Source organism: Methanosarcina barkeri 3, assembly GCF_000970305.1.
Taxonomy (GTDB): Archaea; Halobacteriota; Methanosarcinia; order Methanosarcinales; family Methanosarcinaceae; genus Methanosarcina; species Methanosarcina barkeri_A.
Window position 1 is genome coordinate 4038438 of sequence record NZ_CP009517.1, and the last position, 26998, is coordinate 4065435.

Here is a 26998-nt window from a genome sequence, read left to right on the forward strand (position 1 = left end):
TAAACTTTGACTTTTTTGGTTAAATTTAATCTTCTTTTATAATTTCTTTTGCCCCACCAAGGTATGGCCTGAGAACCTCAGGGATTTCCACGCTTCCATCTTCACGCTGATAGTTCTCGAGTATAGCAACGACAGTCCTCCCTACAGCAAGGCCTGAGCCATTAAGGGTATGGACGAACTGAGGGCCTTCAGGAGTCCTGAAGCGGATATTCGCCCTTCTGGCCTGGAAGTTCTCGAAATTGGAGCACGAAGATATTTCCCTGTATTTTTCCTGTGTGGGTACCCACACTTCGATGTCATAGGTCTTTGCTGCTGAGAATCCCAGGTCTCCAGTACACAGGTTTACCACGCGATATGGCAATTTCAAAAGTTTAAGGATTTCTTCCGCATCAAGAGTAAGCTTTTCCAGTTCTTCATATGAGGTTTCCGGCTTTACGAACTTGACAAGTTCAACCTTATTGAACTGGTGCTGGCGGATGATGCCTCTGGTGTCCTGACCATGTTTTCCTGCCTCACGCCTGAAACAGGCAGTATACGCTGTAAGGAAGACAGGCAATTTTTCAATGTACTCGTCCATATAGAGATTGGTTACAGGAACTTCTGCAGTAGGTGCAAGATAGTAACCATCAGTACATAAGTACATATCTTCTTTAAATTTTGGTAACTGGCCTGTACCAGTCATCGCTTTTTCGTTGATAAGTACAGGTGGAAAAACTTCAAGATAACCCTGCCTTGAATGTACGTCCAGCATAAAGTTTACGAGCGCTCGTTCTAGTTTTGCACCCATACCTTTATAGACGGTAAAACCTTGACCTGCGATCTTGGCGCCTTTCTCAAAGTCAAGTATGTCCAGTGCTTCTCCTATATCCCAATGGGGCTGTGGAGTAAATGTGAACTTTCTTGGCTCGCCAACAACCCTTACAACTGGATTATCATTCTCATCCTTACCTACCGGAGTTGTTGATGAAGGGATATTGGGAATTCTGAGCATTATTTCATGTATTTTTGACTTGTAATCACGTATTAAATCATCGATTTCCTTTATACGGCTATTAATGCCTTGCATTTCCTCTATCTTGGATAAAGTATCTTTATTTTCTTTCTTTAGCTTCGCTATCTCACGGGTGACCACATTGCGCTTATGTTTTAGCTCATCACCCTCGGCGAGACATTCTCTCCACGCTTTATCATACTCAAGAAGATTGTCTATAAGCTCGGTGCTCATATTCCTGTTAATGAGAGCGTGTCTAACTACATCGGGACTATTACGTACAAATTTAAGATCCAGCATATTAAGCCCGAGATATCCAGCGTGTGAGAGAATATATATTTTGTGATTTTTCGGGTGTAACGCTGTCATAGAAAGTTACAAAGTTGAAAAAGAAAAGAAGAAAAGGGGGAATATTAAGAAAAATAAAAACAAAAATAAAAATAAAAAATATGAAAAAATTAACTGCTCGCAATCGAAACTATCCACAATCGAAACTATCCACAATCGAAACTATCCACAATCGAAACTATCCACAATCGAAATTATCCACAATCGAAACTATCCACAATCGAAATTATCTTAGTCAATTATCGATTCTGTTAGTAGTTCAGGCAATAAGTTTTCCATATGGACTTTCTTCAAAGGAACTGACTAACTGTTCGGCAGTCTCATTAGACCTTCCGGAGTCCGAACTCAAAAGCAGCCTTGAAAGACTTGCTTTGTTCATATATTCAACTTTGGGTTCCCCTGATATTCCTCCAAGTTCCGCAGCCTTGTCAATTGCATCATAAAAGTTTCCAAAGCCGTCCACAAGCCCAAGTTCCTTTGCCTTGGTTCCGGTGTATATGCGGCCATCAGCAAGGGATTTTACTTTACTTTTGGACATGTTGCGCCCTTCGGAAACTTCGGTTATGAAATTTTCGTAACTGTCCATAACCACAGAATCAGCATACTCTTTTTCCTGATCAGTAAGTCCTCTCCAGGCGCTTCCCATATCTTTCATTTCTCCAGACTTTGCAACGTAATAATCTACACCTGTTTCTTTATAAGAGACAGACATATTCTGGAAGACCCAGATCACTCCAATAGATCCGGTATTCGTAGAGGGACTTGCAATAATGTAATCAGTAGGTGCAGAGATGTAATATGCAGCACTGGCTGCAAGGTCCCCCATGGATACAACAACAGGAATTCCTTTTGCCTGGGCTTTCTTAATTTCTTCTACAATTTCTTGGGCTGCTGCTGGAGATCCTCCAGGACTGTCAATTCTAAGCACAATTGCCTTGACTCCGTTATCTTCGGCTGCCCTATGGATATCTCCTGCAATCTCTTCTGAAGTAGCATAACCAAGTCCTTCAGCAACGTTTCCGGAAAATATAGTACCCTGAATATAGATAACAGCTATCTTATCAGGATTTCCCAATCCTCCTCCTATACCGAGATTGGAGGAGATTACCGTAAGACTCATCAGTATGATAGTTATAAGAGCCAGTATGACCAGCAGGTAGGGTATCCATCTGTACTTTCTTTTCTGTGGATAAGAATTGGGATTCATGCTTAAACTCTTGTTTTTAACTTCTTTATTTTCAGAGATCTCAGCGTGAGTCCCGTGATCAGCTATTTTCTCTGGACCATCAGGAGCAGAGCTGTCGAAGGAGTCATCACTCTTACCGTAAGTTCCATTATCAGGAACAGAGTAATCACTATCACTGTGAAGATTGCTTTGTAAGTTGTCATCTACAGATAGATCTTTTGAGTTTGTGCCTTCAGGATTTATGTTTCTATCGCTCATATATTGTGGAACCGTATATCTAAGATCGTATATTTTAGATTTGCCGCATTCGTTTGCGGTCTTGAGCATTGTTTAAGTTTTTAATCAAGAGAATATATACTATTGTAGCAAGCTGTGCAAGAAGAATAACTTACAAAGCTCGCGGGAAATAGAATTTATTTAACAGCTCATTTGTCGGAAGCTATTGTTAATCTGTCTCTACACTCCATCCTTCTTTATATATAATTGTTGACTATCCCTCAAATAAGTTACCTTGCAAAACACAGTAACAAAACAAGTAAAGAAAGAAGTAAAGAGAGAAGTGAAGAAAAAGTAAAGAAAAAGTAAAGAAAAAGTAAAGAAAAAGTGGCGAGATATAATTTTTAAAATATGGCAAACTTTTTCAAAAAAAGTTTGGTCAAAAAGTGAGCGAAATATATTTTAGAATTGCAGCAAACTTTTTCAAAAAAAGTTTGATCAAAAAGTGAGCGAAATATATTTTAGAATTGTAATCGTCGAAGAAGAATATATTCGTAAAAATTATATGGAGATAAAAATGCCAGAATCATTCAGTAAACCCGTACTTGTCACCTGTGGCCTGCCTTATGCTAACGGCAAGGCTCATGTTGGGCACCTCCGGACTTATGTGCCCGCTGATATTTTTGTCCGTTCCTTGCGAAAGGAAGGAAGGGAGGTTACTTTTGTCTGCGGTTCGGATACTCACGGCACCCCCATTGTCGTAAACGCCGAAGAACTAGGGATCACCCCTAAAGAACTTGTGGAGATATATCACAAACATTTTGACGAGACTTTCAAACAGCTTGGAGTTTACTTTGATGCTTTTGGAACTACGGATGATCCAGAAAATCACAATCGAACTCTGGATATTGTCAACAAGCTGATTGAAAAAAACTATGTGTACCCAAAAACTATCGAAATTGCTTATTGCCCTAAATGCAATCGTTTTCTCCCTGACCGCTACGTAGAAGGGTTGTGTCCTCACTGTGGCGAGATTGCAAGAGGAGACGAATGTGACCAGGGATGTGGAAAACACCTTGAGCCCGGAGAACTTCAGAACCCTGTCTGCACTATTTGTGGAGGGCCTGCAGAGTACAGGCAGCAGGAACATTTCTTTTTCAAGCTTTCCGATTTCAGCGACTATCTGATGAATTATCTCTCAAATGATCTTGGCGGAACCATCAATGCTAGAAACTACGCATTGGGTTGGGTAAAACAGGGACTTACAGACTGGTGCATCACCCGAAACCTGGAATGGGGAGTAAAATTTCCAGGGCATGACGACCTTGTTGTCTATGTCTGGGTAGATGCTCCTATAGGATATATCGCCTTTACCGAGGAATGGGCTGCAAAAGCAGGAGATTCCTGGGAAAAGTTCTGGAAAAATAATGGGGAAATTGTCCATTTTATAGGAGGAGACATTACCTATCACCACTGTATATTCTGGCCAGCTATGCTTAAAGGCGCAGATTATTCGACTCCTACAGCTGTTGTAGCTTCAGGAATGGTAAAAATTGAAGACAAGAAATTTTCTAAAAGTAGGGGTAACGTTGTCTGGGTAGGAGAAGATTACCTTAACCATGGGTTCCATCCCGACCTGCTGAGATATTACCTGGCAAGCTATACTTCTCACACAAAGGAGCTGAACTTTTCCTGGCGCGTGCTTCAGGAAAAGATCAATACCGAACTTGTTGCCGTGCTTGGGAATTTCCTGTACCGGACAATGTTATTTGCTTATAAGAACTATGGAGAAGTTCCCGAAGGAGAACTTGAACCTGAGGTAAGGAATGAAATCGAAAAGACCTTAAAGGAAGTAAAAGCCGCGATGGCTGAATATGAGTTCAAAAAAGCCGTTGATTCTGCAATGTCCCTTGCATCTTTCGGAAACACCTACTTTCAGTCTCACGAACCCTGGAGCCTGATAAAACAGGATAAGGCAGCCTGCGGACAGGTGCTTTACAACTGTCTCCATCTGGCAAAAGCCCTATGTCTTATCTTTGAACCAGTAACCCCAGGAAGCATGGAGACAGCCTGGAAAGAGCTAGGGCAGGAAGGAGACCTGCACACCACCCTGTATGATGAGGCACTCGTGCCTCTAAAAGTAGGCACAAGGCTTGCAAAACCCAAGATCCTCTTCACCAAACTCGAAGATGAAAGAATCGAGGAAATGGAAGAGATTGCAAACCAGAGAGTAAAAGCCGCAGATGCAAAGAAAGCCTCAGGAAAAGGTAACGGAAAAGAACCCTCCAAATCAGAAGGGATGGGTCCTGAAGAGGAAGCGAAACCAGCCGAAAAAACCGGAAAAGCAGCAAAACACGCGGAAGAAGAAAAAGAAAGACTTCCCACGATAGAGTACGAAGACTTTGCAAAACTCGACATCCGCGTAGGAAAAGTTTTGCTTGCCGAACCTGTGAAGAAGTCAAAAAAACTTATAAGAGTTGAAGTAGACATCGGCGAAGAAAAGCCCAGGCAGCTTGTTGCAGGCCTTGCTTCGTATTACGCTCCTGAAGAGCTTGTAGGGAAAACCGTAATCGTACTCGCCAACCTGAAACCTGCCAAACTCTGCGGAGTCGAATCAAACGGCATGATTCTTGCAGCCGATAACTGTGAAGATAATATTGTAGCAGCCCTGATGCCGGACAAAGAAATGAAGCCAGGTTCAAGAATACGCTGAAACAACTTTCTTTTTATTTACTTTGGCATGAAAGTACGTGATTATTTGTTTTTCACGTACTCTCTTGTTCCTTTTTTCCCATAATTGCGATAATACCACTAATTATTGTTATCCTTTCATCAACCGAGAATATCTCGGTTTCCACAATCTTCCTCTTTTGAACTTCTCCTTTTTCATACCCTGTTTCATCTTGGTACATCTCATCCTTTGTGATAAGATGCCATATTATTGTTGCAATTTTCCTTGCCAGGGCAATAATTGCCTTTGCATATCCAATTGACTTCTTTTTCCTGTTAAAAAATTCTTTTAACCTGCTATTCTTCTTTCTTGCTGCTGCTTGAGCAATCTGAGTTAGAATCCACCTTGCTACTTTTGATCCTCTCTTAGTGATTCTTCCGTTATGGTATTTATCTGCAGATTGATATACATTAGGAACTATTCCAAGCCACGAAGCAAGCTTATCTCCCGTTGGAAAATCACTAAAATTTCCTATTTCAGCAATTAGAGTCGCTGCACCAAGTTCTCCAATACCTGGAACTGACATTAAAATCTCCATTTCCCTTTTATGCTTTTGATAAGCATAATTGAAAATTTCCCTTTCTAGAGTCTCAATCTCATCATCTAAATGTTTTATAAGGTTAAGGCATATCTGAAGCCTGATTGCAGCACTCTGGGATATTTCTCTGTCAAGAATATCTCTTATCTGAACAGCTTTTTTCCGAACATTTGGAGAAAGAGATTCTATAATCTGGTCAACGTTTTTACCTGAAGATATTCCTGCTAGAATTGCTCTACCATTTTTCCCAAAAATGTCAGTAAGCACATCACCCAGATGTAACATTTCGGAAGAAAGAATAGCATGAGATTCATTTTTAATATCTGTTCTTTTTCTTACCAGAGTTAACCTGAGCCTAACATATGACCTGAATTCTCTATGCCTTTTTGGAAAAACTCTCGATGGTTGAATCATTTTATTCAATGCAAGTTGTGCAATTACTTCTGAGTCTATTTTATCAGTTTTTTTATGTGTAAATGCCTTCATATCCCGAGCATTTCCAACTATAACAGGCAAATGATCTGTCAATGCCCCATAAATCGGAACCCAAAAATCACTTGTTGATTCACAGGCTACAACGTCACATTTTTCTGATGTTACCCAATTTTTAAGGTTTAAAATCCCATCATCATCTCTGGCAAAACGTTGTTGCTGTTTTTCACCGGATCTACTCAGAATTGTAGCAATAAAAAAATGTTTGTGAATATCTAAACCACAAGATTTGTTTATTTCCCCTTCCAATTTAGATTACTCCATCATTTCAAGGACAGTAGAATTGCCTCAAAGGCAATTTGGCATTCGTGATCAAAGTCACATCTGGGCCTTCGATGGCAATTCAAGGGTTAGTTTTTTGACGGTTTCGGAGAACCAAAGTAAAAACAACCTTCCTGTCCAAGGTAATGATGGAGTTAAATTCTAAAAAAGGTAAGGAAATAAGACTTTCATTCTCTGGGCATGTTATTCGAAGAATATCATGTGTGTTTTTTATTTCTTTGTTTCCCCTTTGTGTTCGGGCTTTTTGCTTTCTATTTCTTTTTTTACGGAAAAAGTAGTTTGAAGTCAAACGTGGCAAAAGCCAGGTAAAATGCAACCATATACAAGAGTAAATTTCATTTTTCCGATATAAAATAAAACTTTTATAGCTTTGCATACATTTTATAAATATAGTGAAAGTGTTTTAAATAGATCTTTCCACTTCATATTTTTATATTTAGTTTGGAATAAAATTAGATTAGTACGCTTTAATAAATTAAAATCAGACAATTATTACATAAATCATGATAAGTTCAATCAACATTTCGATAACCTACTCATTACAATTAAGTAAAGAACAGGAGAATTTTTGATGAAACACCTGAATTTGTTTTCGATACTCTTTATACTTATATTGCTTTTTCTGGTTCCAAATCTTGCAGCAGCAGCGATTGATGCAGAGGCTGCCAAAATACCTTATCAAGTAAACAACTCTGACCGAATAATTATTGGTACAGTCAGCAAGATTGACACATATAGCAGCTATACAATTTATACCGTTACAGTTAAAGAATGGCTCTATAATCCCATTCCTGCAGAGACTATCAAAATAAGAAGTAAAATAGGAACTAATCTAGCTGTGGAAGACGAAGTCGAGTTTACCCAGAACGAATCTGCTCTTTTGATGTTAAATGACGGAAATCTCGATGAACTACTTTTTAGAGTACCTTTGGGAATAAAATATCCTGTTTCAGACAGGGATGCAGTAATAGAGGAGTTGAAAGCTCAGGGTAAATGGCAAGGAGAAAGTCAAACAGAAAATAAGACAAATGACACCGGAATGACAGAGAAAGCAGGAACAGCAGGAGAGCAGGAAGAAAGTTCCAATAAGACCCAGAAACCAAATAATACTCCTTTCATGAGTCCTGTAAGTGTGATTGTAGCATTGCTTGGAATAGTCATATACTTAAAAAGAAAACGATAAAAGGTTTAGGAAGAAAAGTTTATGTAACCTTTATAAATGTCGTGTCCTCAAATCACTGACTCAATTTGATAGGATTCACGCGATTGAACTGGGAAATCAATAGCATTAAACCTCTACTACATGAAATACCAAATCGGTTACAACTAATATGTTTGGTTTTGGACTTCAAATGCGTATAGTAACTAATTCCGATTGTAAAATCATACGTAATTTTAAGGCAAGCTCTTGTTTAACCTGTATGAGTTTTTACAAAAAAATTCTGAGTAACGTTTGCTTGATTCTGAGAGTATGTTGAAGGTGTAAATGTGTGCTAGTGTCACGTCAATCCTAAAGATAAATAATTCTGAATCATTTTTAACCAATTATATACTACATTTTAATGCTGGTGCGACACTAGTACTGCAATTCTAAAGTATATCCATAACATTTGACTTTCGGAGCTATTCATTGATAATGAATTTCTACAAAAGAAAAAACTTATTTTGGAATCGATGCACCAGGCATTATCAGTCCACACGTACAACTCTTACAAGAGACTGAATCGGAATATTAGCAATCATATCTGCACCTTTTTTGTCTACCAGTACAACTACAAGTCTTGGTTTTGCATCCATTTCTCTTAGCCGCTCAATCACTTCCATACTGGTTGAACCGGTGGTAATAACATCATCCACGATAATGCAGTTTTTACCGGCAACAGACCCAAAATTCCTGCTTATTGTCCCTTTATGGCCTGCGTGAATGCTCTCCTGCCCTTTACGGTGATAAATAGCTAAATCTGCACCTAATTCATATGCTATCATGCTTGCCAGAGGAATACCATTGGCTGCAACGCCAACAACCACATCTACTTCAGCATTTATTTTTTCTAAAGTTTCAAGCACCATGTCGCAGAGTGCAAGCGAGATGTTGTGGAGACGTTTAGCACTTTTTCCTATACTGTTCCAGTTTACAGAAATATCCTTTGGAGCAGGAGTTATTTCTTCTTTTTTAGAACGGGTTAAAAGCCAGACAACGGTTTCCCTTGAAACATTGAGTTCGTCGGCGATCTGGCCGGTTACAAGCCCATTATTTTGCAGTTCCACAGCTTTCTGTATTAAATCTTCTATATCCTTCATGTCTCCATAACCACCTAAAATTTTTGTCCGGATATATACCGGGTCTCCAAATTAAGGTAATATTATAATATCAAGTGTTATATCCCTTTCTTCAGCTTAAGATTGACTCTTTTTACAAGTTCTTCATTTTTGAAGAGAAATGATGACAAATGAAGATAGGGAAAACCTTATTTTTCAGCACTCCTCATCCAAGGATAGCACTCTTCATCCAAGGATAAAACGTTGCTCAGTAGACTGAAAAATTTTCTGCAACTTTAACTGAACTCAAACTATTTGATTGTGTCCATGAGTCATTGATTGAGAGTCATTGATTGAGTATGAAAAATGAGTATTTAGTATTTAATCCATTATAGGAAAAAATAGAGATTTTCATGATATGAATTTCAATAACTCATGGACATTACCGATAAAAAGAGTAATACTAAAAGTGTCGAAAGATTGGTATTATACATTCACCAAATGTATTAACTTTTAGATGTATTAACCTTTAGATGCATTAATCTTTAGATGTATTAGCCTTTAATGCATTAGCCTTTAATGTATTAACCTCTATTTTTCTCCAGTACCATCTCAAGATAAGAAATCCGAATAGAATCTTTTTCCTCTGCGCCAAACTGTTTTAGCAATTCAAATAACTTCGCCCTTGAAGCTTCAAGCTCTTTTTCACTATCAGCCACGATTTCGACTTCAAGAAATTCTCCAAGCCCTTCTACGATGTCGAGGCAGACAGTAATTTCTCCTGACCTGAAGACTTCCCTTTTTTTACGTACCACTCCAGCTTCGGAGAAACCAAGGGCATGCAAGATTTGTATTGTAGTTTCTTCGTCTACAGGAGTTTCGAATTCTTCCCGAGTTTTGGAGATCCCATCGAGTTTGGGGCCTTTATAAGTTAGCACAGCCTGATTATTCAGGGAACGGATCCTGAGCGCCTCGTCAGTTTTTGCAAAATCCCTATGAGGAGCCGCAAAATAGACGTCAGACTGGTTCTCAACTCCAAGTTTTACTGCCCCTATTTTCTTGAGAACATGGTGGGCCTTTGGATGGTCCGCTTTGACCTTGACCTCGATTTCAATCATAGTTTTCAGGCATCTCCGATAAAATCTACTTAAAATTGGTAAACATTGTGACCTATTTATAGCTAGTATCTATGACTTATGACTAGACACTTTGCCTTGCTAAAAGCTCACTTCAGTAGTCTAAAAAAATGGGGTCCGGAAAATCCGGACATTTTATTCATTTTCAGGGACGAACTTGGTGCCATAGTAGATCATGCCACCTTCACCGTCCTCTCCAAGCTTGCGGAATACGGATCTTACCCTCATTCCAATGTGAATTTTCTCAGGATTGCCAATTACCTGTGAGGTCAGTCGTGGACCTTCATCAAGCTCAATTATCGCAAGGATGTAAGGTGTCTGGTCTTCAAAACCTTCAGCAGCTGTATGGATCACTGTATAGGAAATTATTTCGCCAGTGCCTTTGAATTTGTAAGGCTCAATATGGCCTACACGCCTGCAGTTTACGCAAAAATTGCGCGGGGGATAGAAATATTCCCCACATTCATTACAGCGGGTACCTTCAAGGTTATACCTGCTGCCAATGCCTCTCCAGAATCTTGGAACCGAAGCCATAGGATATCACCTCTCCCTCGAGAAAATATGCACTACTGCTGTTGCCCCTGACCCTCCTACATTATGGGTCATACCGTACTCTGCGCCTTCGACCTGACGCTGGCCTGCTTCTCCGCGCAGCTGGGTTACAATTTCTACAGCCTGTTTTATGCCTGTTGCCCCCACCGGATGTCCACATGCTTTGAGGCCACCTGAGGTATTGACAGGAATCCTACTTCCTATTGCAGTTTCCCCGTTTGCTGTGACAATTCCACCTTTTCCTTTTTCTGCAAACCCGAGATCTTCAATTGCGCAAATCTCAGCAATTGTGAAGCAGTCATGCACTTCCGCAAGGTCGATGTCTTCGGGCCTTAGTTTTGCCATAGAGTAGGCCCGTTTTGCAGCCATCACGGTTGCATCGAGGGTTGTTATATCTCGCCGGTCATGAAGCGCGATAGTATCACTTGCCTGAGCCGTTGCCCTGATGTAAATGGGAGTATCCGTATACTTGTGCGCAATATCCGCTGGAGCAAGTACAACAGCTGAAGCACCATCAGTTATAGGAGAACAATCAAAAATGTGTAAAGGGTCAGCTACCATAATAGAGTTTAACACGTCTTTCACAGTAATTCTGTTTTTATACTGAGCAATCGGGTTTAAAGAGCCATTTTTATGATTCTTTACGGCAACCTCGGCAAGCTGCTCACTGGTAGTCCCGTACCTGTGCATATGCAACCTTGCAATCATTGCATAAAGCCCTGGAAAAGTTGCTCCTGTCATTCCTTCCCACTCGCGATCAGCCGCTGCTGCAAGAGCTGAAGATGCTTCCTCAGAGCCAACATCAGTCATTTTTTCAGCTCCTGCTGCAATCACTATATCGTTATAACCGGAAGCTACAGCCATGATAGCCTGCCGCAGGGCAAGCCCTCCCGATGCACAGGCAGCCTCAACTCGAGTAGCTGGAACATGCAGGTTCTTGGAAAGTCCTGAATAATCCGCTATAAGAGCACCTATATGTTCCTGATCAATAAATCGACCTCCACTCATGTTTCCTACATAAAGAGAATCGATTTCTCTACCGCCAACATCTGCGTCTTCAAGCGCTCCTGCTCCGGCTTCTACTACTATATCCCTCAGGGACCGTCCCCAGAGTTCTCCGAACTTGGTATTCTTTACTCCGATAATTGCTACGTCTCTCATATTTTTCACTCCGTTTTCATGACCTGCGAATCTTCCCTTTATGTTTGGCATATCTTGCATAGTCAATATATATAGGATCTTTAATCAGTTCGGAAACCGTCGGAGCCTTGTTTCGGATTTCCTCGATCCTGTCCGTAACTGTTATACTAAAAGCATCAGATCCTGCACCAGACCCGAAGGCAGTAGCAAAAATCCTGTCCCCTGGTTTTGCCTGGTCGAGAGTTGCAGCAATTCCCATAAGACAGGAACCTGAATATGTGTTCCCGATTTTTGGAACTACAAGTCCTGGAGCAATCTGAGCCTTGGTGAAACCCAGGGTTTTTGCAGCTTTGGTAGGGAATTTTCCATTTGGCTGATGGAAAACTGCATAATCGTAGTCTTGAGGCTTCGTCCCAAGTTTTTCCAGAAGACCTTTTGCGCCATTAGTCACATGCTTGAAGTAACCTGGCTCTCCTGTAAAGCGGCCTCCATGCTCAGGATAGGGCATTCCTTCCCGTCTCCAGAAGTCAGGAGTATCAGTAGTAAAAGAGTAAGTGCCTTCAATGATTGCGGCAAGCTCGGATTCGTTTTTCCCAATGAGGCAGGCAACTCCACCTGCAGCTGCGGTATACTCGAGGGCATCACCCGGAGCTCCCTGGGAAACATCGGCTCCTATAGCCATGCCCAGGTCGACCATTCCTGAACTTACCAGTCCCATACAGGCCTGAACTGCAGCTGTCCCTGCTTTACACGCAAATTCGAAATCTGCTGCAGTCATGTTTGGAGTCGCTCCTATAGCCTGGGCGACAATTGTGCTTGTTGGCTTTACAGCGTAGGGGTGACTCTCCGAGCCCGTATATACTGCCCCGATCCTCTCTGGATCAGCACCGCTTCTTACCATAGCGTATCTTGCCGCTTCCACAGCTATAGTTGCTGCGTCTTCATCGATGTCAGGCACAGATTTTTCATATACCATAAGGCCACTTTTAAGAGCCTCTGCATTATCACCCCAGACTTGGGCGATTTCTTCAACTTTGATACGATATCTGGGAACATAAGCACCGTAAGAGACGATTCCAATAGTCATATTTCCACCTGTTTTTGAGTGTTTCAGGGTATCAGAGTTTAGGGGGTTTATTCCCTGGCATAGTATTGACTGTATTTTCTCAGTAGCTGGATAATTTGATCAAGATCCATCGTAGTTGCGACCAGAGGGATACGGTCGACTTCTGCCATCTTGATTGCAACAGGTTCGACCTCTTCTTTTCGAAGTCCGTGAAGTACCACGGCACCAGGCTTAAGGTTGGTAACGCGGATGGCTACCATTGGGGATTTCCCGGTGCTGACCTTTGTAAAGATCATGGCCCTGTCAGTACTCCAGCCATAGAGCTTCTGAAACTCGTGGGAAGAAAGTTCCAGGATTGCTTTCTGGCTGTCAATGACAGAAAAACCGTAAAGAGGTCTTTCAACTCCTTTATAGACAATATTTCCTTCGATAATGTTGACCAATTTAGCAAGCTGTATCGGGATCGTATACTCGTATGTTGAGTAAATGGATTTCGTACCGCTTTCTAAGGTAAGTATTGACTCATAAGCGTGAATTTTTTTACTTCCCCTGTCCATATCAATCTCAAGGAGGCACTCAACAATTTTTTTTATAATTAGTGTTCCTGGAGATTTTCGTCTTCCACTTTCATAATCACTGATTACTGAAGGGGAAACTTTAAGATAATTTGCAATGTCGGTCTGGGATATCTCAAAATTGGATCTCCATTTTTTGAGTGATTCTCCCGGTTTTTCCGAAAGAGTTATATCTCCAGCCATTTTTTCCGCCAGACGGTTGCGTAGATTTTCTGAGGATTCATTAGATGTCATGACTCACGTACTCTAAGAGGAAACATTACCTTATATATCTAACGAATACGAATTCGTCAATTGTCGCAGAACTTTTGAATCAATGTGCTGCAAATGCCCTTAAAAAAATTTATAACATTTGTAAAAGAATTAGTATATGATGTCAACCGATTCGTCCAATCAGGAGATAAATGTCTCAGACCTTCTTCTATATGTCAACTGCCCGAGGAGAGTATACTTTGTCAGTCGAGGCTTTGAATTGTTTTCGGAAGTGACCGCCTCCAGGCTCGAAAGAATAATCTTGAAAGAACTCTCCCTGAATTATCCCGAAATTGTGAAAGATTGTTCGTTAAACGCCGATAACCTCCATAAAGAGCTTGAACATTCCCTGGCAAAGGTATGTACAGACCTTCCACTCTTGTTTCCACGAGAACTCGCAGGTGTTGCAAAGGAGATTTTTGAGGAAGGAAAAGCGCGGGCAAGAGCAAAAATTCCCGAAATTGCATCCAACCTGCTGGGAGCACTTGAAGAATTTGGGAGAGAGCCTATGCTTGCGGCACTTACGCCAGTTAAAACCGAACCATTTCTTTCCTCAGAAAGGCTCAACCTTAAAGGTGTTCCATCAAAACTCGTTTGCTTTGAGAGTGCTCAGATTCCGTCAATCTTAAGGCCAGGAAGCTGCCCTGAACAAGGAGTATGGGCTTCTGACCGGATACACGTTGCAGCTTTTGTCCTGCTTCTTGAAGCCGAAAATGGAAAGGAAGTTCCCTTTGCCTTTGTGGAATACGTAAGTTTTGGCCTGCTCAGACGGGTAGCTATTCGAAGCTCGGATAGGAGAGAAGTTCTTAAAATCTGCAGAGAAGTGGAGAAAATCAAAGCCGGATTTATGCCTGAGAGAAAGGAAGAGAAATTTTGTAAGGAGTGCAATTTCTCAGAACACTGCATTTCAGAACCTTCCCTTATGTCGAAATTTTTCTGAGATGGAATAAATTTAAAAATTCACGGAATGGACTTGACTTAGGAGTCCTTATCAACTGTACTTTCAGAACTCAAGAGAACACAGGAGAAGAGCTATCTAGGAAAAGAAGAGAGAGACCTGATTAAGAAACTATGTAAAAACTGTAACATCCTTTTGAGACTTCGAACCCCAGAAAAGATACATGCGATAATGCATATCCACTTTTCCAGAAGAAAAAAATAAAACACCTGGAGAAAAAAACCTTTCGATAATGATTTCCTTATATCGCATAATCTTAGGAAGTCACGATTTTTTAGAAAGTTCTGTATAATCTACTAAAGTCTTCATACATTTTGTCCATATCAGCAAATATATTGCAAGTTGCTTTCTCATAAGCAGCCGAACACTCTGGAGTTTTATTCTTCGGTTTGTCAGCTACTTTCTTCATCTTACGAGCATATTCACAAATACGTTCAAATAAAGGCAAATCTAACATATCAGCTGCATGAAATTTCACGGCAACAACATTTAACAGACCAGCATACCGATCAAGCTTATTATCCATTTCAGCCATTGTAGTAAAGTCATTTCGAGTTGCCCAATCTACACGACATCCCAACAGAGCCTCTTTCACCGTTGATATTACAAACTCTTCCTTTTGCTCGTCAACCATTTGTTCGTCCATCACGTGGTTTAATTGATTGAACAAAACCGAAATAAAAGCCTCTATTACCACGTTTCGACCTCACATTCCCAGTAACTTTCTTTTCTGTACTGTAAACTCTTCTTCGGTAAGTATTCCTTTGTCTCTGAGTTCAGCAAATTTACTAATCTGATCAGCGACATCTAAGTTTTCCTTTGAGACCAAAGAAGATTCTTCTTTGCATCTTGCAATATAAGATTTTACAGATTTTACAAATTCTTCTATTTCTTCATCCCCCATAATCATATCCAATTCAAAACTATTGGCAATTGTATTGATTTTTACACTACCACCCGTAAAACCAGTGCTGAAATTTATACTACTTATCATATCCAAAGGGAAGTCTTCAGACCCATATCCACTTATTAACTTTTTGTAATAAAATATAACTCTCTTAGATGTTAATACTAGAACACCCTTGAATTTGGCATTACCTTCTAACCATTTTCCCTTACCTCGACCTGCTATAGCGTCTACGATTTCCTCATTTTCCAGTAAATTCTCAATACCTTTCATCATTTCTCTACATTTTCTTGTCATGATTTCTTTTTTTAATTCAGCAATTTTACTGATACGATCAACAGCATCTAAGTTATCTTTTAATACAGAAGAGTTCTCTCTTTTATAAGCATCAAGATAAAATTTTACGTTTTTTACAAACTTGTCTACTTCTTCCGTCTCCGGAATTGTATCCACTAAGACACTAGTTTCAAGTGTATCAATATTTACGTTACTACCCATAAGACTAGCACTTAAATGTATACTAATGATCTTATCCAGATGAAAATCTAGGTATTCGTGCCCAACTATTGGCTTTTTATAATAATATATGACTCTTGTAGGTGTTAGTACTAAAAAACATTTGAATTTGCTACCAGGCTTCATCCCAGATACTTCGCCATAGCCAGACACAGCGTCTATAATCTCCTCATTTTTCAATACATTCTCAATGCCTGCCATCAATTTTCGAGACTTTTCTGTAAGCAATGTTTATCATCTCTTATCTCTATAACAAATTATAGAGAATATCAAAGAAATGATAAACATTGCTATTTTAGTGTCCTCTTCAAGAATCACTCAAATCTTTCTCATTTATATTTTTCGATTCTAATTTATATTATCACTTTCTTATTTTTCTGCGTTTCTTTAAAGTATGCTTTTCTGAACTCGACTATTCTATAGTATATAGGATACAGATATACAGGTATACAGGCCCATTACCGCCATATTTAACAACCTTTTATTATTAGAGAAAAAACAGCATATATGAAAAAGACCCAATTGATATTGTTTTCCGTTGTTATTGGTTTATGCGAAAACGTTTCATAAATTAGTTAAGAGTAAGCCAAAAGTATCTATTTTTCGAAAATTTTCTAATTAAAGCACAAAAAGTAAGAAAAATGGGAAAAAACCGGTAGTGTAATGATTTTCTCCCTGGCACACAAAAAATGACTTCAAATTTACAGTAAATTTGCGACACTGCACCGAAAAAGAAAGAGAAATTGAAAAAGGAAAAAAACAGAAAAAGGTGAGTTCAGAGATATGAAGCTTCGAGTTTTAATTTTTATAGGAAAGTCGTATTTTTAACGCAAAACCTCCACCTTTAACCCTTTTTTTGAGCCTACTACAGTATTATACAAGCTAGCCGCAATACGCCCTATGAAGTATCCAGATATTCCATAAAATATAGGTAGACTGAGTACAGCCAATTTCCCGAAAATCAATGAAAAGATCCCGAACTTTTTTGGTATCGAGATCCCCATAAGAGCAGCGATTGTTGTAAAAAGACCAAAAACTAAACCCATTGTTCCATAAAGGATCGTAAGGATTTTCCCGAATTCGGGTGCATCTATTTCTTTTATGACTACCATGAAATTCCCCCTGTATTCATTAGTTCTGCATTTCTATATATCTATATCATGACCCAATTCTGAAACCAGTATGAATAGTAGTCTAAAACCAGTATAATTAATCTAAAACCAGATAATAACAGTAGTCTAAAAACAGCAAAGAAATGCTTTATAACGATACAAGAGAGTTAATGAACAAAATTTATCTGTAACTGCAACAGATTGTACACGGAAAATGTTCTCAACCGCTATGGTCACTAATTAACAGTTCATAATTTCATCCTACTTATTTGAACATAATATCCTCAGGAAATTTTTAAAGAATTATTGAGTAGAGGTTATGATTTGAAGAAAGCAGATCTTTTCTATTGTATCACTGATACAGAGATATTCCTGCCAAATATTCGTACTATCACACTATTTTAGCTTGAGGAAAAAGTATGATGGTTTTCTTTGATGTAGATGGTACTCTGTTGGATCATAAAAGTGCAGAGTTTGCGGGAGTTAAATTATTTTACCAAAATTACCAAAATTTTTTTAATATGGATTTTAATGAGTTTTATTCTCTTTGGTGCAAAATATCAGAAAAACATTTTGAAAGATATTTAGCCAAAGAATGTTCTTTTGAAGAGCAGCGAATAGAACGAATTAAAGAACTTTATTTAGAAAGAAATATTAATCTATCAAGTGAAGAGGCGCTTAAAGTGTTTGATTATTATTTACGTAATTATGAGTTAAGTTGGAAACCCTTTAATGATGTGATACCGTGTTTGAAAAAACTTCCAAAGTTGAAAATGGGTATCATCAGTAATGGCGATTTAGAGCAACAAAAACTAAAGCTGGATAAAATGAAAATTTCCCACCACTTTGTTGATGTCGTAGCAGCAGGAGAATTTAATGTTTCAAAACCCTGTACGGAAATATTTGAGATTGCATGTAAAAGAAATGGTGAAGAACCAGAAAGATGCTTTTATGTTGGAGACACCGTTGAAACCGATATTATACCGTGTGAGAAAATTGGAATGAAAGGCATATGGATTAATAGAGACAACAAAACTTTGCCAAACAAAGACATTAAAATTATTGCTTCATTAAGAAAACTCTCCAATGTATTATATGAGAGTATGCCATAATTATATGGGAGTATTTCATAATCGTTGGATTATTGAGCCTTGTAAAAGAACAAAATATTTGGAAAATCAGTAAATTTCAATGTATAGTCAATGTATAATAGTCCAATGTATAGGCTGCTATGAAAGATTATTTGTTTAAGTAAACTAGGTTACAACTAAGAAAATTATTTCGTGTTGTTTAAGAGTTGGAATTAGCGTTTTTTCCTGATATGGTTAATTGAAATAATCACTTGATATTGTCATAAACCTTACTTTAAAGGTGGGTAAATGTATAGTTTAAAAATAGCAACACAAGAAGACCGTGATTTTATTTATAATTTGAAGAAGACTACCATGAAAGATTACGTAATAAAAACATGGGGTAACTGGGATGAAGATTTACAGAGAAATTTTTTCAGCAGAGAATCCAAAGAGATAAAATATCAAATTATTGTTGTAGAAGGCAAAAACGTTGGCGTTGTGGCCTTCAGTAGAAATGAAAAATCCATTAATATTGATGAAATCCAAATTTTGCCAGATTATCAGGGTAAAGGGATAGGAACTTCAGTCTTTTCAGATATTATTGCCAATGCCCAAAAGGAAAAAATAGAAACAACTCTCAGAGTATTAAAAGTTAATTTTGTGGCTCAAAAGTTTTATAACAAACTTGGTTTTGAAAAAATTGGAGATACAGAAACTCATTTTCTTCTTAGCAAAAAGCCCAATTTGCAGGTTTCAGATTATCCGGACATTAAATCCAGAAGCGTTCAGACACTAAACTGAAACATTCTGACCTGTTTTGTCAAGACAATTGTCGCTAAAAATCTAGAGTTAAGTATGTGTAAGGAATTGATTTTGGAACTGAAGGTCTAGTTATATAATTTTTTACAGATATTACATAATATGAGTTTAACCTTAGTTCCTAAATATGCCTGACAATTACTGTTAGTAATAGTAAAATTTTCCTTTTTCGCTTTAAAGGCTTTACGACCTGATTTTCAGATTATTTCTGCCCCTGGAAATTGAATTATCAGACAAACTATCAAAACCATGTGTTTGTGGCCTTCTGCGCTCCCGATGTAATAAGTTCGTTATTTGAGAACTGTTACCTGAGAGGGATCTACCTTCACAGCTAAGTTAGAGACATTAGAATGGAATAGTTCCTTATTTGCGGTTAGAGTTCCATTTGATCCTTTGTTATTTATTTTTTTAGCAGGAACTCCTGCGATAGAAATGCCTTTTTCATAAAATGATTTATTTACAACGGAGTTTGCTCCAATTGCAATATCGTCCGCAATTGTAATATTCCCAAAAATTTTAGCGCCCGGCCCGATGTATACATTATTTCCTATTTGCGGAGCCGAAGTTTCGTCTCTGTTAGATCCTATATTGGTACAGGCATGTATCCTGCAGTTTTCTCCAACCCTGACATTTTTGTTTATAATTATAGTTCCTCTATGAGCTATGCATAACCCTGGGCCAAAAACATTTAGGGGTATAGTAAACCCTAGATGAATACTCATCTGATGATATCTATATTCTATATATTTCAAATATAATTTGGAAATCAAGGATTTTTTACAATTAGTATAATACTCAGCCTTTCTTAGGACTCTCTGAAATTTCCATATATCATCACCTATTAACTTAGGCTTCCGATAGTTTTTTCCACAAGCTAACTTATCTGCTTTAACATAAAAGTCGTAATCTGCTTTTGATCTGATCATAAAAATCCCCCCTTATTCAATAGTAAGTGCTAGTGTCGCGTCAATCTTTAAAGGTTCAATGATTACGAATAATAGCAATCGATTTTGTACGACATTTTACTGTTGACCCAACACTAGGAATTTTCTATATTGATCTAGTGTCGAGTCAGTCACTAAAGATTCAATGATTGCGAGTAATTGTAATCGATTTTATACGATATTTTGCTGTTAACTCAATAATGGAATTACAAATCTATTCAATTTACCTGATTAATTCTGAAACAAAGGTCAAAGTTTTAAGGAACGTCAATAAAGTAACTATGTATATTTAATTAAAGAGTCCGAACTTAGATAAATTTTTCTTAAATGCTTAGAAAACTTTAGTATTGTTTAAACTTTTGAGCGATTTTTAGAAAGGAATAAACTACTTTAAAACGCTTGATTTTAATAATGTCCTTAGTAGTTTTTGAAATTCAATTAAAACTCAAGAGAGACCAAAGTTAAAACGGACATAGTTACTCAAAAATTAACAAGAAAAATCGAGAAAACTTGAAAAAAAGAGAAAAGTTTTCAAATGGATTTGTGTTCAAGTTTTTTTTAAAAAGCTCACGAAAAACCAAAACTCGTCAAATGAATTTTTGCTCAAGCTTTTTTTAAAAAGCTCACAAAAAACCAAAATTTGTCAAATGAATTTTTGCTCAAGCTTTTTTTTAAAAGATCTCAAAAAACCAAAATTTGTCAAATGAATTTTTGCTCAAGCTTTTTTTTAAAAAGCTTGAGCCAAAGCCTTTTAAAGGTTAACCTCTCTCAATCTGCATGACATGTCCAGACCAGCATATCTTGGAAAAATGCTTCTGCACTGGTGTGAGGCCTGTAATGTGCCTGTACTAGGTAAAAAGTGCGGATGCGGCAAAAGTACAAAAAAAGTTGAGGTAACACCTCCGGGAGATATCCGCCCGGCTTTTGATTATGATATAAAACGCATAAACTCGGTTTCGGAAAAAGAGTTCAATGCGCCCCTTATACCTGAAGGACACCTTGTAGTGCTAAATAAAGCTCCATACGAAGATCGAATGGACGAGATTATAGTTGACGGGGAAGTAATCGCGTCTCTCAGATTTGAGATCGAAAGCTGTGAATGGGTTCTGCTTCCCAGGCTCGAAGGGGCAAGAAGACTTTTCCAGGGAAGGGATAAAAAAACCCTGAAAAAATGGGTTGTTATCGAGCAGTCAGTAGTGCCTTTTATTCTGGAAAAAGGAGCAAGTGTTCTGGCACCTGGGGTTCTTGATGCCGACCCACAAATCAAAAAAGAAGATGAAGTAATTGTACTGAATCCTGCGGGGGACGTAATATGCTGTGGGCGGGCCCGAATGGCAGGAAAGGAGATGTGTGAGGAAAACCGCGGGCATGCCGTAAAACCACGCTGGAGTGGAGAACCAGAGCCTCAAAAAGTAAAACTTGGAGGGCAAACCTGGGAAGATGCCGTAAAAGCCAATGAAAAAATTCTGGACGGCATGATAGAAAGATCCCATGCTTTCATAAAAAATGTCGCAGGAAGTATGGATCTGAAGGTAAGTGTATCCTATTCCGGTGGAAAGGATAGCCTTGCTGTGCTCCAGCTAGTTGATGAGAGTCTTGACGATTACGAGATTATGTTTGCAGATACTGGGCTTGAGTTTCCGGAAACCGTTGAGAACGTCAAGCAGGTTGTTGAGCATTATGGGAAAAAACTCAGGAGCTCAAGTGCAGGAGAAGCTTTCTGGGACTCGATAAGTGTTTTTGGCCCTCCTACAATGGACACCCGCTGGTGCTGTAAGATCTGCAAACTAGGACCGATCACCCGGTTAATTGATGAGAACTACGAAGGTGGATGCCTTAGTTTCATAGGACAGCGTCAATATGAATCTCATGCCCGTTCAATCAGTAAGAAAGTCTGGAAGAACCCATGGGTAGGAAACCAGGTAGGAGCATCTCCTATACAGGAATGGACAGCTCTTCACATCTGGCTTTACCTTTTCAAGACAAAAGCCCCCTATAATCCGGCTTATGAGAAAGGGTATGACCGGATGGGGTGCTGGCTCTGTCCGTCTTCTTCTCTTGCAGATTTCTTCCAGCTTGAAGAAAGCCATCCCGAACTTGCAAAAAAACTGCACTCCCATCTCCTTATCTATGCTAAAAAAATGGGGCTCTCTCCTGAATGGGTGAGGTATGGTTTATGGCGCTACAAGCGGTATCCTCGGATTCTCCAGGAACTTGCTGAGAAAAAAGGAATTTCTCTTCTTCCATCCCAGGAGACACCAACAGAACTTCGTTTTGAAGTAACAACAGGGTACAGGCCCTGCAAAGCAGGAGGAATTTCTGCGGACGGAAGTTTCGGGCAGGCAATTGATGTAGAAACCCTGAAAGAAAGTGGGATGCTTTCACCCATAGGAAAGGCTTCTTTTATAGATGGAGCTGCTTCAGTCGTTTTTAGAGAATCCAGGGCACAGGTTTTTGCCTCGGGAAATGTCAATGGGAGAAGTGAAAACGAAAAAGAGCTGAAAAAGCTTATGAGAATTATTGAGTTCTCGGTAAGAAGGGCTTTACTCTGCCAGGGGTGCGGAGTTTGCGTGGGCCACTGTGAGCATAATGCAATTGAAATGAAAGAAAAAAAGGTAAGAATTAAAGAAAACTGCACTCACTGCGAAGCATGTATTGAAGTCTGCCCGCTTGTTAAATTTATTTAAATTTTTACAATTGACACAAGTTAGAACTGGAGTAATATTGTAGAAAGAAAAAGTGAAGACTTCGATAGAGGTAAACGTAAAACTTCAAAAAGGTAAATTTAATAATCAAAAAGGCTTTTCTGGCCTACCCTTTTCTGGAGTTCCCCTACCCTTACACCTACACGCCTGAACTCAGTATGACTTTCCGAAACAAATTCACCCAGGATTTCACGAGCTACCTCGAGGAGAGACTCCTTTGAATAAACAGGGTGGTTTAACGTACGGCTTTTGGTATACATTTTAAACTTTGAATTTATGACCGTAATGGTTACAGTCCTGAAGGAAAGATCCCTTGAATCGAGTTTTGAAATCACATCCTCTGCCAGCCTGTCAAGTAACTGAGAAATAAGATTGATGTCAAGGGTATCCTCAGGCAGGGTTGCAATCCTACCTATCTGTTCCGATCCATTTCTTTCTTTTACGGGAGAATTATCGATCCCTGCTGCAGCCTGTTTAAGCCAGACGCCCCGAGTTTTTCCAAAAGTAGAGATCAGGTCAATAACATCGTGTTCAGCAAGGTCTTTTACTGTGACTATGCCCATTTCCTGCAGTTTTCCTGCAGTTACATTCCCTATCCCCCAGAGTTTGGACACTTTGAGAGGCAAGAGAAAATTCTCTAATTTATCCGGACTTATGACCGTAATCCCATCAGGTTTCTGGAAAGAGGATGCCATCTTGGCAATAAGCTTATTTGGGCCTACTCCCACAGAACAGGTCAGCTTCTCTTTATCCTTTATTTCATTCTTAATCTGGGTTCCAATCTCAAAGGCCAAATTAAAGTCCCCACCTGTTTTTTCCGTAATTTCCAAGAAAGCTTCATCTATGCTTATCTGTTCAAACGCCTCTCCAGTCTCCCTGGCATCCGTATAACTCCTGAGAATTTCCATAATTCGATCCGAGACCGAAGTGTAGAAGTCCTTTCGGACAGGTAGAAAAACAGCTTCAGAGTTCAATTTTTTTGCCTTCGAACAGGACATGCCTGCTCTGATCCCGGATTCTCGTGCGATATAATTGCAAGTACTTACAGCTCCACTCAGCTCGCTTCTTCCGGACAGCATGCAGACTACGATAGCTTTTCTCTGAAGTTTGGGGTTTTCCCGCTCTTCAATGGCTGCAAAAAAGTAGTCCATATCTACATGGAGAACAACACGTTGCATCGAAAAAAATAGGCTGGGAAGATTTGTATAATTATCTCTTAAGCTCTCCATTAGGGAAAGTCCATATTTATTACATTAATTATGTCTTAGGTCAAACACAGAGAGGGCATGCCCTGAGAAACATTGAACCTTACAGAAAGAAATATAGAAGCATTTGTATCAAGTAAACATACGTGAAAATTCTGTATTGTATACGCTTGCAAATATGTGTAATAATATAAACTTTTTCTTTTTAATGCCAATACAACAATCTATTAAAAAATTAAAAGTCGTAGAAGGTATTTCCAGGCAGGACATTTCCATCAAGTCTTCTCGTCTACTAATAAACATTTATAAGTAGATTAGATCTTCAACCAAAATTCAGTAAGCTAATCCTACAAATACTCTTTTTGAACTACTTTTAGTAATTGTTTTCTTTTAGTACAAAGCTTACCGACAACGGTAATTTTTCATTACCAACTCAAAATTTCCGATATCAGTCAATAAATAATATAAAAAGCATATTTATAATATAACCTATAAATTTATATGTATACTTTAACATTAAAAATGGACACTGAATCTTCTGTTCACCTAGGTTTGTAATTTAAAGTCCGCGAAAATAACGAAAAGAATAACACATTTCATACAAATCTAGTGATTATTTGTCTATAAATTAATATTTTATAGCATAAAAATTATACAATAAATAGATAAAAAAAGCATGAAATATGTGAATAAACGAAACACAAAAGAATGTCGTGTCCGTGAGTTACTGATTTCTGAAGCAGTGTTCTAAATTTGTTGTAAATTTTAAGTCACATTTTTGTATACTGTATCTGAAACTGGTTTACCACGATTGAATTTTCAATTTAACAACTTTTAAAAGATTTGTTAATTTATAGAAATTTCAGTACACTGCCGACCCCAAAAGAGTAGTATTATATGGTAAAAATGGGAAAATGGAGAGATATTATTGCGCTTGATTTTCTTAAAAATTAACACTTATTATCGAAAAGTAAATAAATTATTTAGTCCTCAGAAAACTGTACAAACACAATCGCAATTATCAAAGAGCGATATTTTTGGAGTACTCCAGAACAATCGAAGAAGGCTTGTGCTGGAACTCCTCCGCAATCAGGGAGGCCAGAGTGTACGCTCCCTATCCGAAGAGATAGCACATGTTGAATCCCAAGCCGAAGAGCCAAAAAGGAGTGTTAGAAAAAGTATATATGTCTCACTGCTTCAGACACATATTCCAAAAATGGAAAACCTGGGAATCATTACCTACAATAAGGAGAAGGACACAGTGGAACTTCTCCAAGCTTCCCAGGACTTTGACATCTACCTAGAAACTGTTAATAAAGGAGACATCCCCTGGAGCCAGTTCTATCTTGGCCTGAGCATACTTGCCTTTATCAGCAGCTTAATTGTATTCATAGGAGTGATTAACTGGATCTCAAGTTATAAGTGGATGTTTTTCACAAATGGTCTTTTTATGGTAGCCTCAATAGCTTATAGACGCCACTCCCGCAAACTTGAGAAATGAACGCATTATAAATAGCGTAGACATTACTGTCTTAGAGCCTATCCGAAAAGTGGTTACCTGCTAGAACTTTTAAATATACATCATGCAAAACCGGAACAGATGCCGGGATATTTAGACCTATTGCAATTTATATGCATTACTGACTTTTCGGATAGGCTCTTAATCAACTTTAGTCTTTTTTAAGATAATGGATAAATTTTTGACAACATATATTAAAAAATTAAAGCATTTTCAATTTTTTATTTTTTTATATATTCTCTCTTACCTCATGCATTGGAGTATTTCTAGAACGGACATTTACTTCAAGTCTTCTGATCTACTTAACATACTTAAACAAACATTTAATCTTTACATAAAATACAGTAAAATTAAGCCTTTACAAACTTGGTAACGTACTATTATTTGAATTAATTTATGATTAACTTGTTTTTTTCCTTAAAGCCTATTGATAACGGTAATTTATCGTTACCAGCTCAAAATTTCTGTTAATTAACCAATAACTAATACTAAAGAAGCATAATTATCATTGTAATTATGATACATTTTGTGATACATTTTATGATACGTTTTATGATACATTTTATGATACATTTGTAGTTAGTTAAGTCTGTTAATATAAGAATAACTACTACAATTATCGATTCTTTTCGTTTACCTGATGGAGTTTATAGAATATAATAAAAATGGTAAATATATTGTAAGAGGTTACATAAGTAATATAAATATGATATAAAATAACATAAAGTAACATATTTTATTTCTATATAGCATAAAAAATGCGAATAAATCCGAGTCCTATTGATAACTAAAACCAAGTCATTCATGAATGAAAAAGAAGGTTGTGTCCGTGAGTTACTGATCAATTCCGAAAAAGAGAGTAAATTTTCTATATTTGAAAAATTGGAGAGATATTCTTGTGTTTACTTCTTTCAATAACTCAGGCCCATTACCAAAAGGAAAACACATGTAATCCTCAGATAACTGTACAAACACAGATGCAGTTAACAAAAAATGATATTTTCGGAGTTCTCCAGAATGACAGGAGAAGATGTGTCCTGGAAATCCTTCGAAGTCAAGGAAGGCAGAGTGTACGCTCACTGTCCGATGAAATCGCCCGGATTGAATCCCAAGCCGAAGAACCAAAGGAGAATATTAGAAAGAGCATATATGTTTCATTGCTCCAGACACATATCCCAAAAATGGAAAGTTTGGGAATCGTTGCCTATAGTAAAGAACAGGACACTGTAGAACTTCTCCCAGCTTCTCGGAACTTTGACATTTACATGGAAACTGTTAAAAACGGAGACATACCCTGGAGCCAGTTCTATCTTGACCTGAGCATTCTTGCCGTTGTCGGCAGCCTTATGATATTTTCAGGGTTAATCAAATGTATCTCAAGTTTTCAGTGGATATTCTTCACAATTGGAATTTTTATGGCTACTTCAATAGCCCATATGTACTACGTCCGCAAACTTGGAAAATGAGCTAAATACT

At 38.3% G+C, this 26998-nt stretch carries 22 protein-coding genes; 8 read left to right on the forward strand and 14 right to left on the reverse strand.

What is annotated here, in order from left to right:
• Window positions 1-25: 25 nt before the first annotated feature.
• Window positions 26-1291, reverse strand: coding sequence for a serine--tRNA ligase (gene serS, locus MSBR3_RS16485; RefSeq protein ID WP_048109245.1), 1266 nt, complete (start codon window positions 1289-1291; stop codon window positions 26-28).
• Window positions 1292-1598: 307 nt separating this feature from the next.
• Complete coding sequence (gene sppA, locus MSBR3_RS16490; RefSeq protein WP_230627558.1) at window positions 1599-2852, reverse strand: signal peptide peptidase SppA; 1254 nt, start codon at window positions 2850-2852, stop codon at window positions 1599-1601.
• A 466-nt stretch (window positions 2853-3318) separates the two neighbouring features.
• Between sppA and metG the strand changes: the two genes are divergently transcribed.
• Window positions 3319-5454: a methionine--tRNA ligase gene (metG, locus tag MSBR3_RS16495; RefSeq protein WP_048109249.1), complete on the forward strand. Its 2136-nt coding sequence runs from the start codon at window positions 3319-3321 to the stop codon at window positions 5452-5454.
• 52 nt (window positions 5455-5506) lie between these two features.
• On the opposite strand, the gene MSBR3_RS16500 is transcribed toward metG, so the two are convergent.
• Window positions 5507-6751, reverse strand: coding sequence for an IS110 family RNA-guided transposase (locus MSBR3_RS16500; RefSeq protein WP_048108308.1), 1245 nt, complete (start codon window positions 6749-6751; stop codon window positions 5507-5509).
• A 604-nt stretch (window positions 6752-7355) separates the two neighbouring features.
• Between MSBR3_RS16500 and MSBR3_RS16505 the strand changes: the two genes are divergently transcribed.
• A complete protein-coding gene (locus tag MSBR3_RS16505) occupies window positions 7356-7967 on the forward strand; it encodes a hypothetical protein (protein ID WP_048109250.1) in 612 nt (203 codons plus the stop codon).
• Between the two features lie 506 nt (window positions 7968-8473).
• On the opposite strand, the gene MSBR3_RS16510 is transcribed toward MSBR3_RS16505, so the two are convergent.
• The 6 genes from MSBR3_RS16510 to MSBR3_RS16535 form a co-directional block, all read right to left on the reverse strand.
• Entirely contained in the window at window positions 8474-9085 is a 612-nt protein-coding gene (locus tag MSBR3_RS16510) for an orotate phosphoribosyltransferase-like protein (protein WP_048109252.1), read from the reverse strand.
• A gap of 542 nt (window positions 9086-9627) precedes the next feature.
• Entirely contained in the window at window positions 9628-10161 is a 534-nt protein-coding gene (cyaB, locus tag MSBR3_RS16515; protein ID WP_048109254.1) for a class IV adenylate cyclase, read from the reverse strand.
• 153 nt (window positions 10162-10314) lie between these two features.
• Window positions 10315-10713, reverse strand: coding sequence for a Zn-ribbon domain-containing OB-fold protein (locus MSBR3_RS16520; RefSeq protein ID WP_048109255.1), 399 nt, complete (start codon window positions 10711-10713; stop codon window positions 10315-10317).
• A 6-nt stretch (window positions 10714-10719) separates the two neighbouring features.
• Window positions 10720-11892 (reverse strand): acetyl-CoA acetyltransferase, encoded by a 1173-nt coding sequence (locus tag MSBR3_RS16525; protein WP_048110645.1) that lies wholly within the window; start codon window positions 11890-11892, stop codon window positions 10720-10722.
• A gap of 16 nt (window positions 11893-11908) precedes the next feature.
• Entirely contained in the window at window positions 11909-12958 is a 1050-nt protein-coding gene (locus MSBR3_RS16530; RefSeq protein WP_048109258.1) for a hydroxymethylglutaryl-CoA synthase, read from the reverse strand.
• A gap of 47 nt (window positions 12959-13005) precedes the next feature.
• A complete protein-coding gene (locus MSBR3_RS16535; protein ID WP_048109259.1) occupies window positions 13006-13746 on the reverse strand; it encodes a helix-turn-helix domain-containing protein in 741 nt (246 codons plus the stop codon).
• A gap of 136 nt (window positions 13747-13882) precedes the next feature.
• Here MSBR3_RS16535 and MSBR3_RS16540 point away from each other — a divergent pair, with 136 nt between their 5' ends.
• Window positions 13883-14704 (forward strand): CRISPR-associated protein Cas4, encoded by an 822-nt coding sequence (locus tag MSBR3_RS16540; protein ID WP_048109260.1) that lies wholly within the window; start codon window positions 13883-13885, stop codon window positions 14702-14704.
• Window positions 14705-14996: 292 nt separating this feature from the next.
• Here MSBR3_RS16540 and MSBR3_RS16545 read toward each other — a convergent pair whose 3' ends face one another.
• The 3 genes from MSBR3_RS16545 to MSBR3_RS16555 form a co-directional block, all read right to left on the reverse strand.
• A complete protein-coding gene (locus MSBR3_RS16545) occupies window positions 14997-15419 on the reverse strand; it encodes a hypothetical protein (RefSeq protein WP_048109261.1) in 423 nt (140 codons plus the stop codon).
• Between the two features lie 9 nt (window positions 15420-15428).
• Window positions 15429-16346 carry a PH domain-containing protein gene (locus MSBR3_RS16550; protein ID WP_155396846.1) on the reverse strand — a complete coding sequence of 306 codons (918 nt, stop codon included), beginning with the start codon at window positions 16344-16346 and terminating at the stop codon, window positions 15429-15431.
• 623 nt (window positions 16347-16969) lie between these two features.
• Window positions 16970-17257, reverse strand: coding sequence for a hypothetical protein (locus tag MSBR3_RS16555; protein ID WP_048109263.1), 288 nt, complete (start codon window positions 17255-17257; stop codon window positions 16970-16972).
• A gap of 419 nt (window positions 17258-17676) precedes the next feature.
• Between MSBR3_RS16555 and MSBR3_RS16560 the strand changes: the two genes are divergently transcribed.
• A complete protein-coding gene (locus tag MSBR3_RS16560; protein ID WP_052723451.1) occupies window positions 17677-18369 on the forward strand; it encodes an HAD family hydrolase in 693 nt (230 codons plus the stop codon).
• A gap of 267 nt (window positions 18370-18636) precedes the next feature.
• Window positions 18637-19131, forward strand: a complete 495-nt coding sequence (locus tag MSBR3_RS16565; RefSeq protein ID WP_048109264.1) for a GNAT family N-acetyltransferase — start codon at window positions 18637-18639, stop codon at window positions 19129-19131.
• A 308-nt stretch (window positions 19132-19439) separates the two neighbouring features.
• Here the strand turns inward: MSBR3_RS16565 and MSBR3_RS16570 are convergent, their stop codons facing one another.
• Entirely contained in the window at window positions 19440-20075 is a 636-nt protein-coding gene (locus MSBR3_RS16570) for a serine O-acetyltransferase (RefSeq protein ID WP_048109265.1), read from the reverse strand.
• 800 nt (window positions 20076-20875) lie between these two features.
• On the opposite strand from MSBR3_RS16570, the gene MSBR3_RS16575 reads away from it, so the two are divergent.
• Complete coding sequence (locus MSBR3_RS16575; RefSeq protein WP_048109266.1) at window positions 20876-22780, forward strand: phosphoadenosine phosphosulfate reductase domain-containing protein; 1905 nt, start codon at window positions 20876-20878, stop codon at window positions 22778-22780.
• A gap of 98 nt (window positions 22781-22878) precedes the next feature.
• Here the strand turns inward: MSBR3_RS16575 and dinB are convergent, their stop codons facing one another.
• Window positions 22879-23976 carry a DNA polymerase IV gene (gene dinB, locus MSBR3_RS16580; protein ID WP_048110647.1) on the reverse strand — a complete coding sequence of 366 codons (1098 nt, stop codon included), beginning with the start codon at window positions 23974-23976 and terminating at the stop codon, window positions 22879-22881.
• A gap of 955 nt (window positions 23977-24931) precedes the next feature.
• Between dinB and MSBR3_RS16585 the strand changes: the two genes are divergently transcribed.
• Both MSBR3_RS16585 and MSBR3_RS16590 read left to right on the forward strand, forming a co-directional pair.
• Window positions 24932-25504: a DUF7344 domain-containing protein gene (locus tag MSBR3_RS16585; RefSeq protein WP_155396847.1), complete on the forward strand. Its 573-nt coding sequence runs from the start codon at window positions 24932-24934 to the stop codon at window positions 25502-25504.
• A gap of 995 nt (window positions 25505-26499) precedes the next feature.
• Window positions 26500-26988, forward strand: a complete 489-nt coding sequence (locus MSBR3_RS16590; RefSeq protein ID WP_155396848.1) for a DUF7344 domain-containing protein — start codon at window positions 26500-26502, stop codon at window positions 26986-26988.
• Window positions 26989-26998 lie beyond the last annotated feature (10 nt).

What these genes read in the sequence shown, in the direction of transcription:
- serS (WP_048109245.1), bottom strand. Translation starts at nt 1,291, where the DNA reads ATGCTGGATCTTAAATTTGTACGTAATAGTCCCGATGTAGTTAGACAC.
- sppA (WP_230627558.1), bottom strand. Translation starts at nt 2,852, where the DNA reads ATGCTCAAGACCGCAAACGAATGCGGCAAATCTAAAATATACGATCTT.
- metG (WP_048109249.1), top strand. Translation starts at nt 3,319, where the DNA reads ATGCCAGAATCATTCAGTAAACCCGTACTTGTCACCTGTGGCCTGCCT.
- MSBR3_RS16505 (WP_048109250.1), top strand. Translation starts at nt 7,356, where the DNA reads ATGAAACACCTGAATTTGTTTTCGATACTCTTTATACTTATATTGCTT.
- MSBR3_RS16510 (WP_048109252.1), bottom strand. Translation starts at nt 9,085, where the DNA reads ATGAAGGATATAGAAGATTTAATACAGAAAGCTGTGGAACTGCAAAAT.
- cyaB (WP_048109254.1), bottom strand. Translation starts at nt 10,161, where the DNA reads ATGATTGAAATCGAGGTCAAGGTCAAAGCGGACCATCCAAAGGCCCAC.
- MSBR3_RS16520 (WP_048109255.1), bottom strand. Translation starts at nt 10,713, where the DNA reads ATGGCTTCGGTTCCAAGATTCTGGAGAGGCATTGGCAGCAGGTATAAC.
- MSBR3_RS16525 (WP_048110645.1), bottom strand. Translation starts at nt 11,892, where the DNA reads ATGAGAGACGTAGCAATTATCGGAGTAAAGAATACCAAGTTCGGAGAA.
- MSBR3_RS16530 (WP_048109258.1), bottom strand. Translation starts at nt 12,958, where the DNA reads ATGACTATTGGAATCGTCTCTTACGGTGCTTATGTTCCCAGATATCGT.
- MSBR3_RS16535 (WP_048109259.1), bottom strand. Translation starts at nt 13,746, where the DNA reads ATGACATCTAATGAATCCTCAGAAAATCTACGCAACCGTCTGGCGGAA.
- MSBR3_RS16540 (WP_048109260.1), top strand. Translation starts at nt 13,883, where the DNA reads ATGATGTCAACCGATTCGTCCAATCAGGAGATAAATGTCTCAGACCTT.
- MSBR3_RS16550 (WP_155396846.1), bottom strand. Translation starts at nt 16,346, where the DNA reads ATGGCAGGCATTGAGAATGTATTGAAAAATGAGGAGATTATAGACGCT.
- MSBR3_RS16555 (WP_048109263.1), bottom strand. Translation starts at nt 17,257, where the DNA reads ATGGTAGTCATAAAAGAAATAGATGCACCCGAATTCGGGAAAATCCTT.
- MSBR3_RS16560 (WP_052723451.1), top strand. Translation starts at nt 17,677, where the DNA reads ATGATGGTTTTCTTTGATGTAGATGGTACTCTGTTGGATCATAAAAGT.
- MSBR3_RS16565 (WP_048109264.1), top strand. Translation starts at nt 18,637, where the DNA reads ATGTATAGTTTAAAAATAGCAACACAAGAAGACCGTGATTTTATTTAT.
- MSBR3_RS16570 (WP_048109265.1), bottom strand. Translation starts at nt 20,075, where the DNA reads ATGATCAGATCAAAAGCAGATTACGACTTTTATGTTAAAGCAGATAAG.
- MSBR3_RS16575 (WP_048109266.1), top strand. Translation starts at nt 20,876, where the DNA reads ATGTCCAGACCAGCATATCTTGGAAAAATGCTTCTGCACTGGTGTGAG.
- dinB (WP_048110647.1), bottom strand. Translation starts at nt 23,976, where the DNA reads ATGCAACGTGTTGTTCTCCATGTAGATATGGACTACTTTTTTGCAGCC.
- MSBR3_RS16590 (WP_155396848.1), top strand. Translation starts at nt 26,500, where the DNA reads ATGCAGTTAACAAAAAATGATATTTTCGGAGTTCTCCAGAATGACAGG.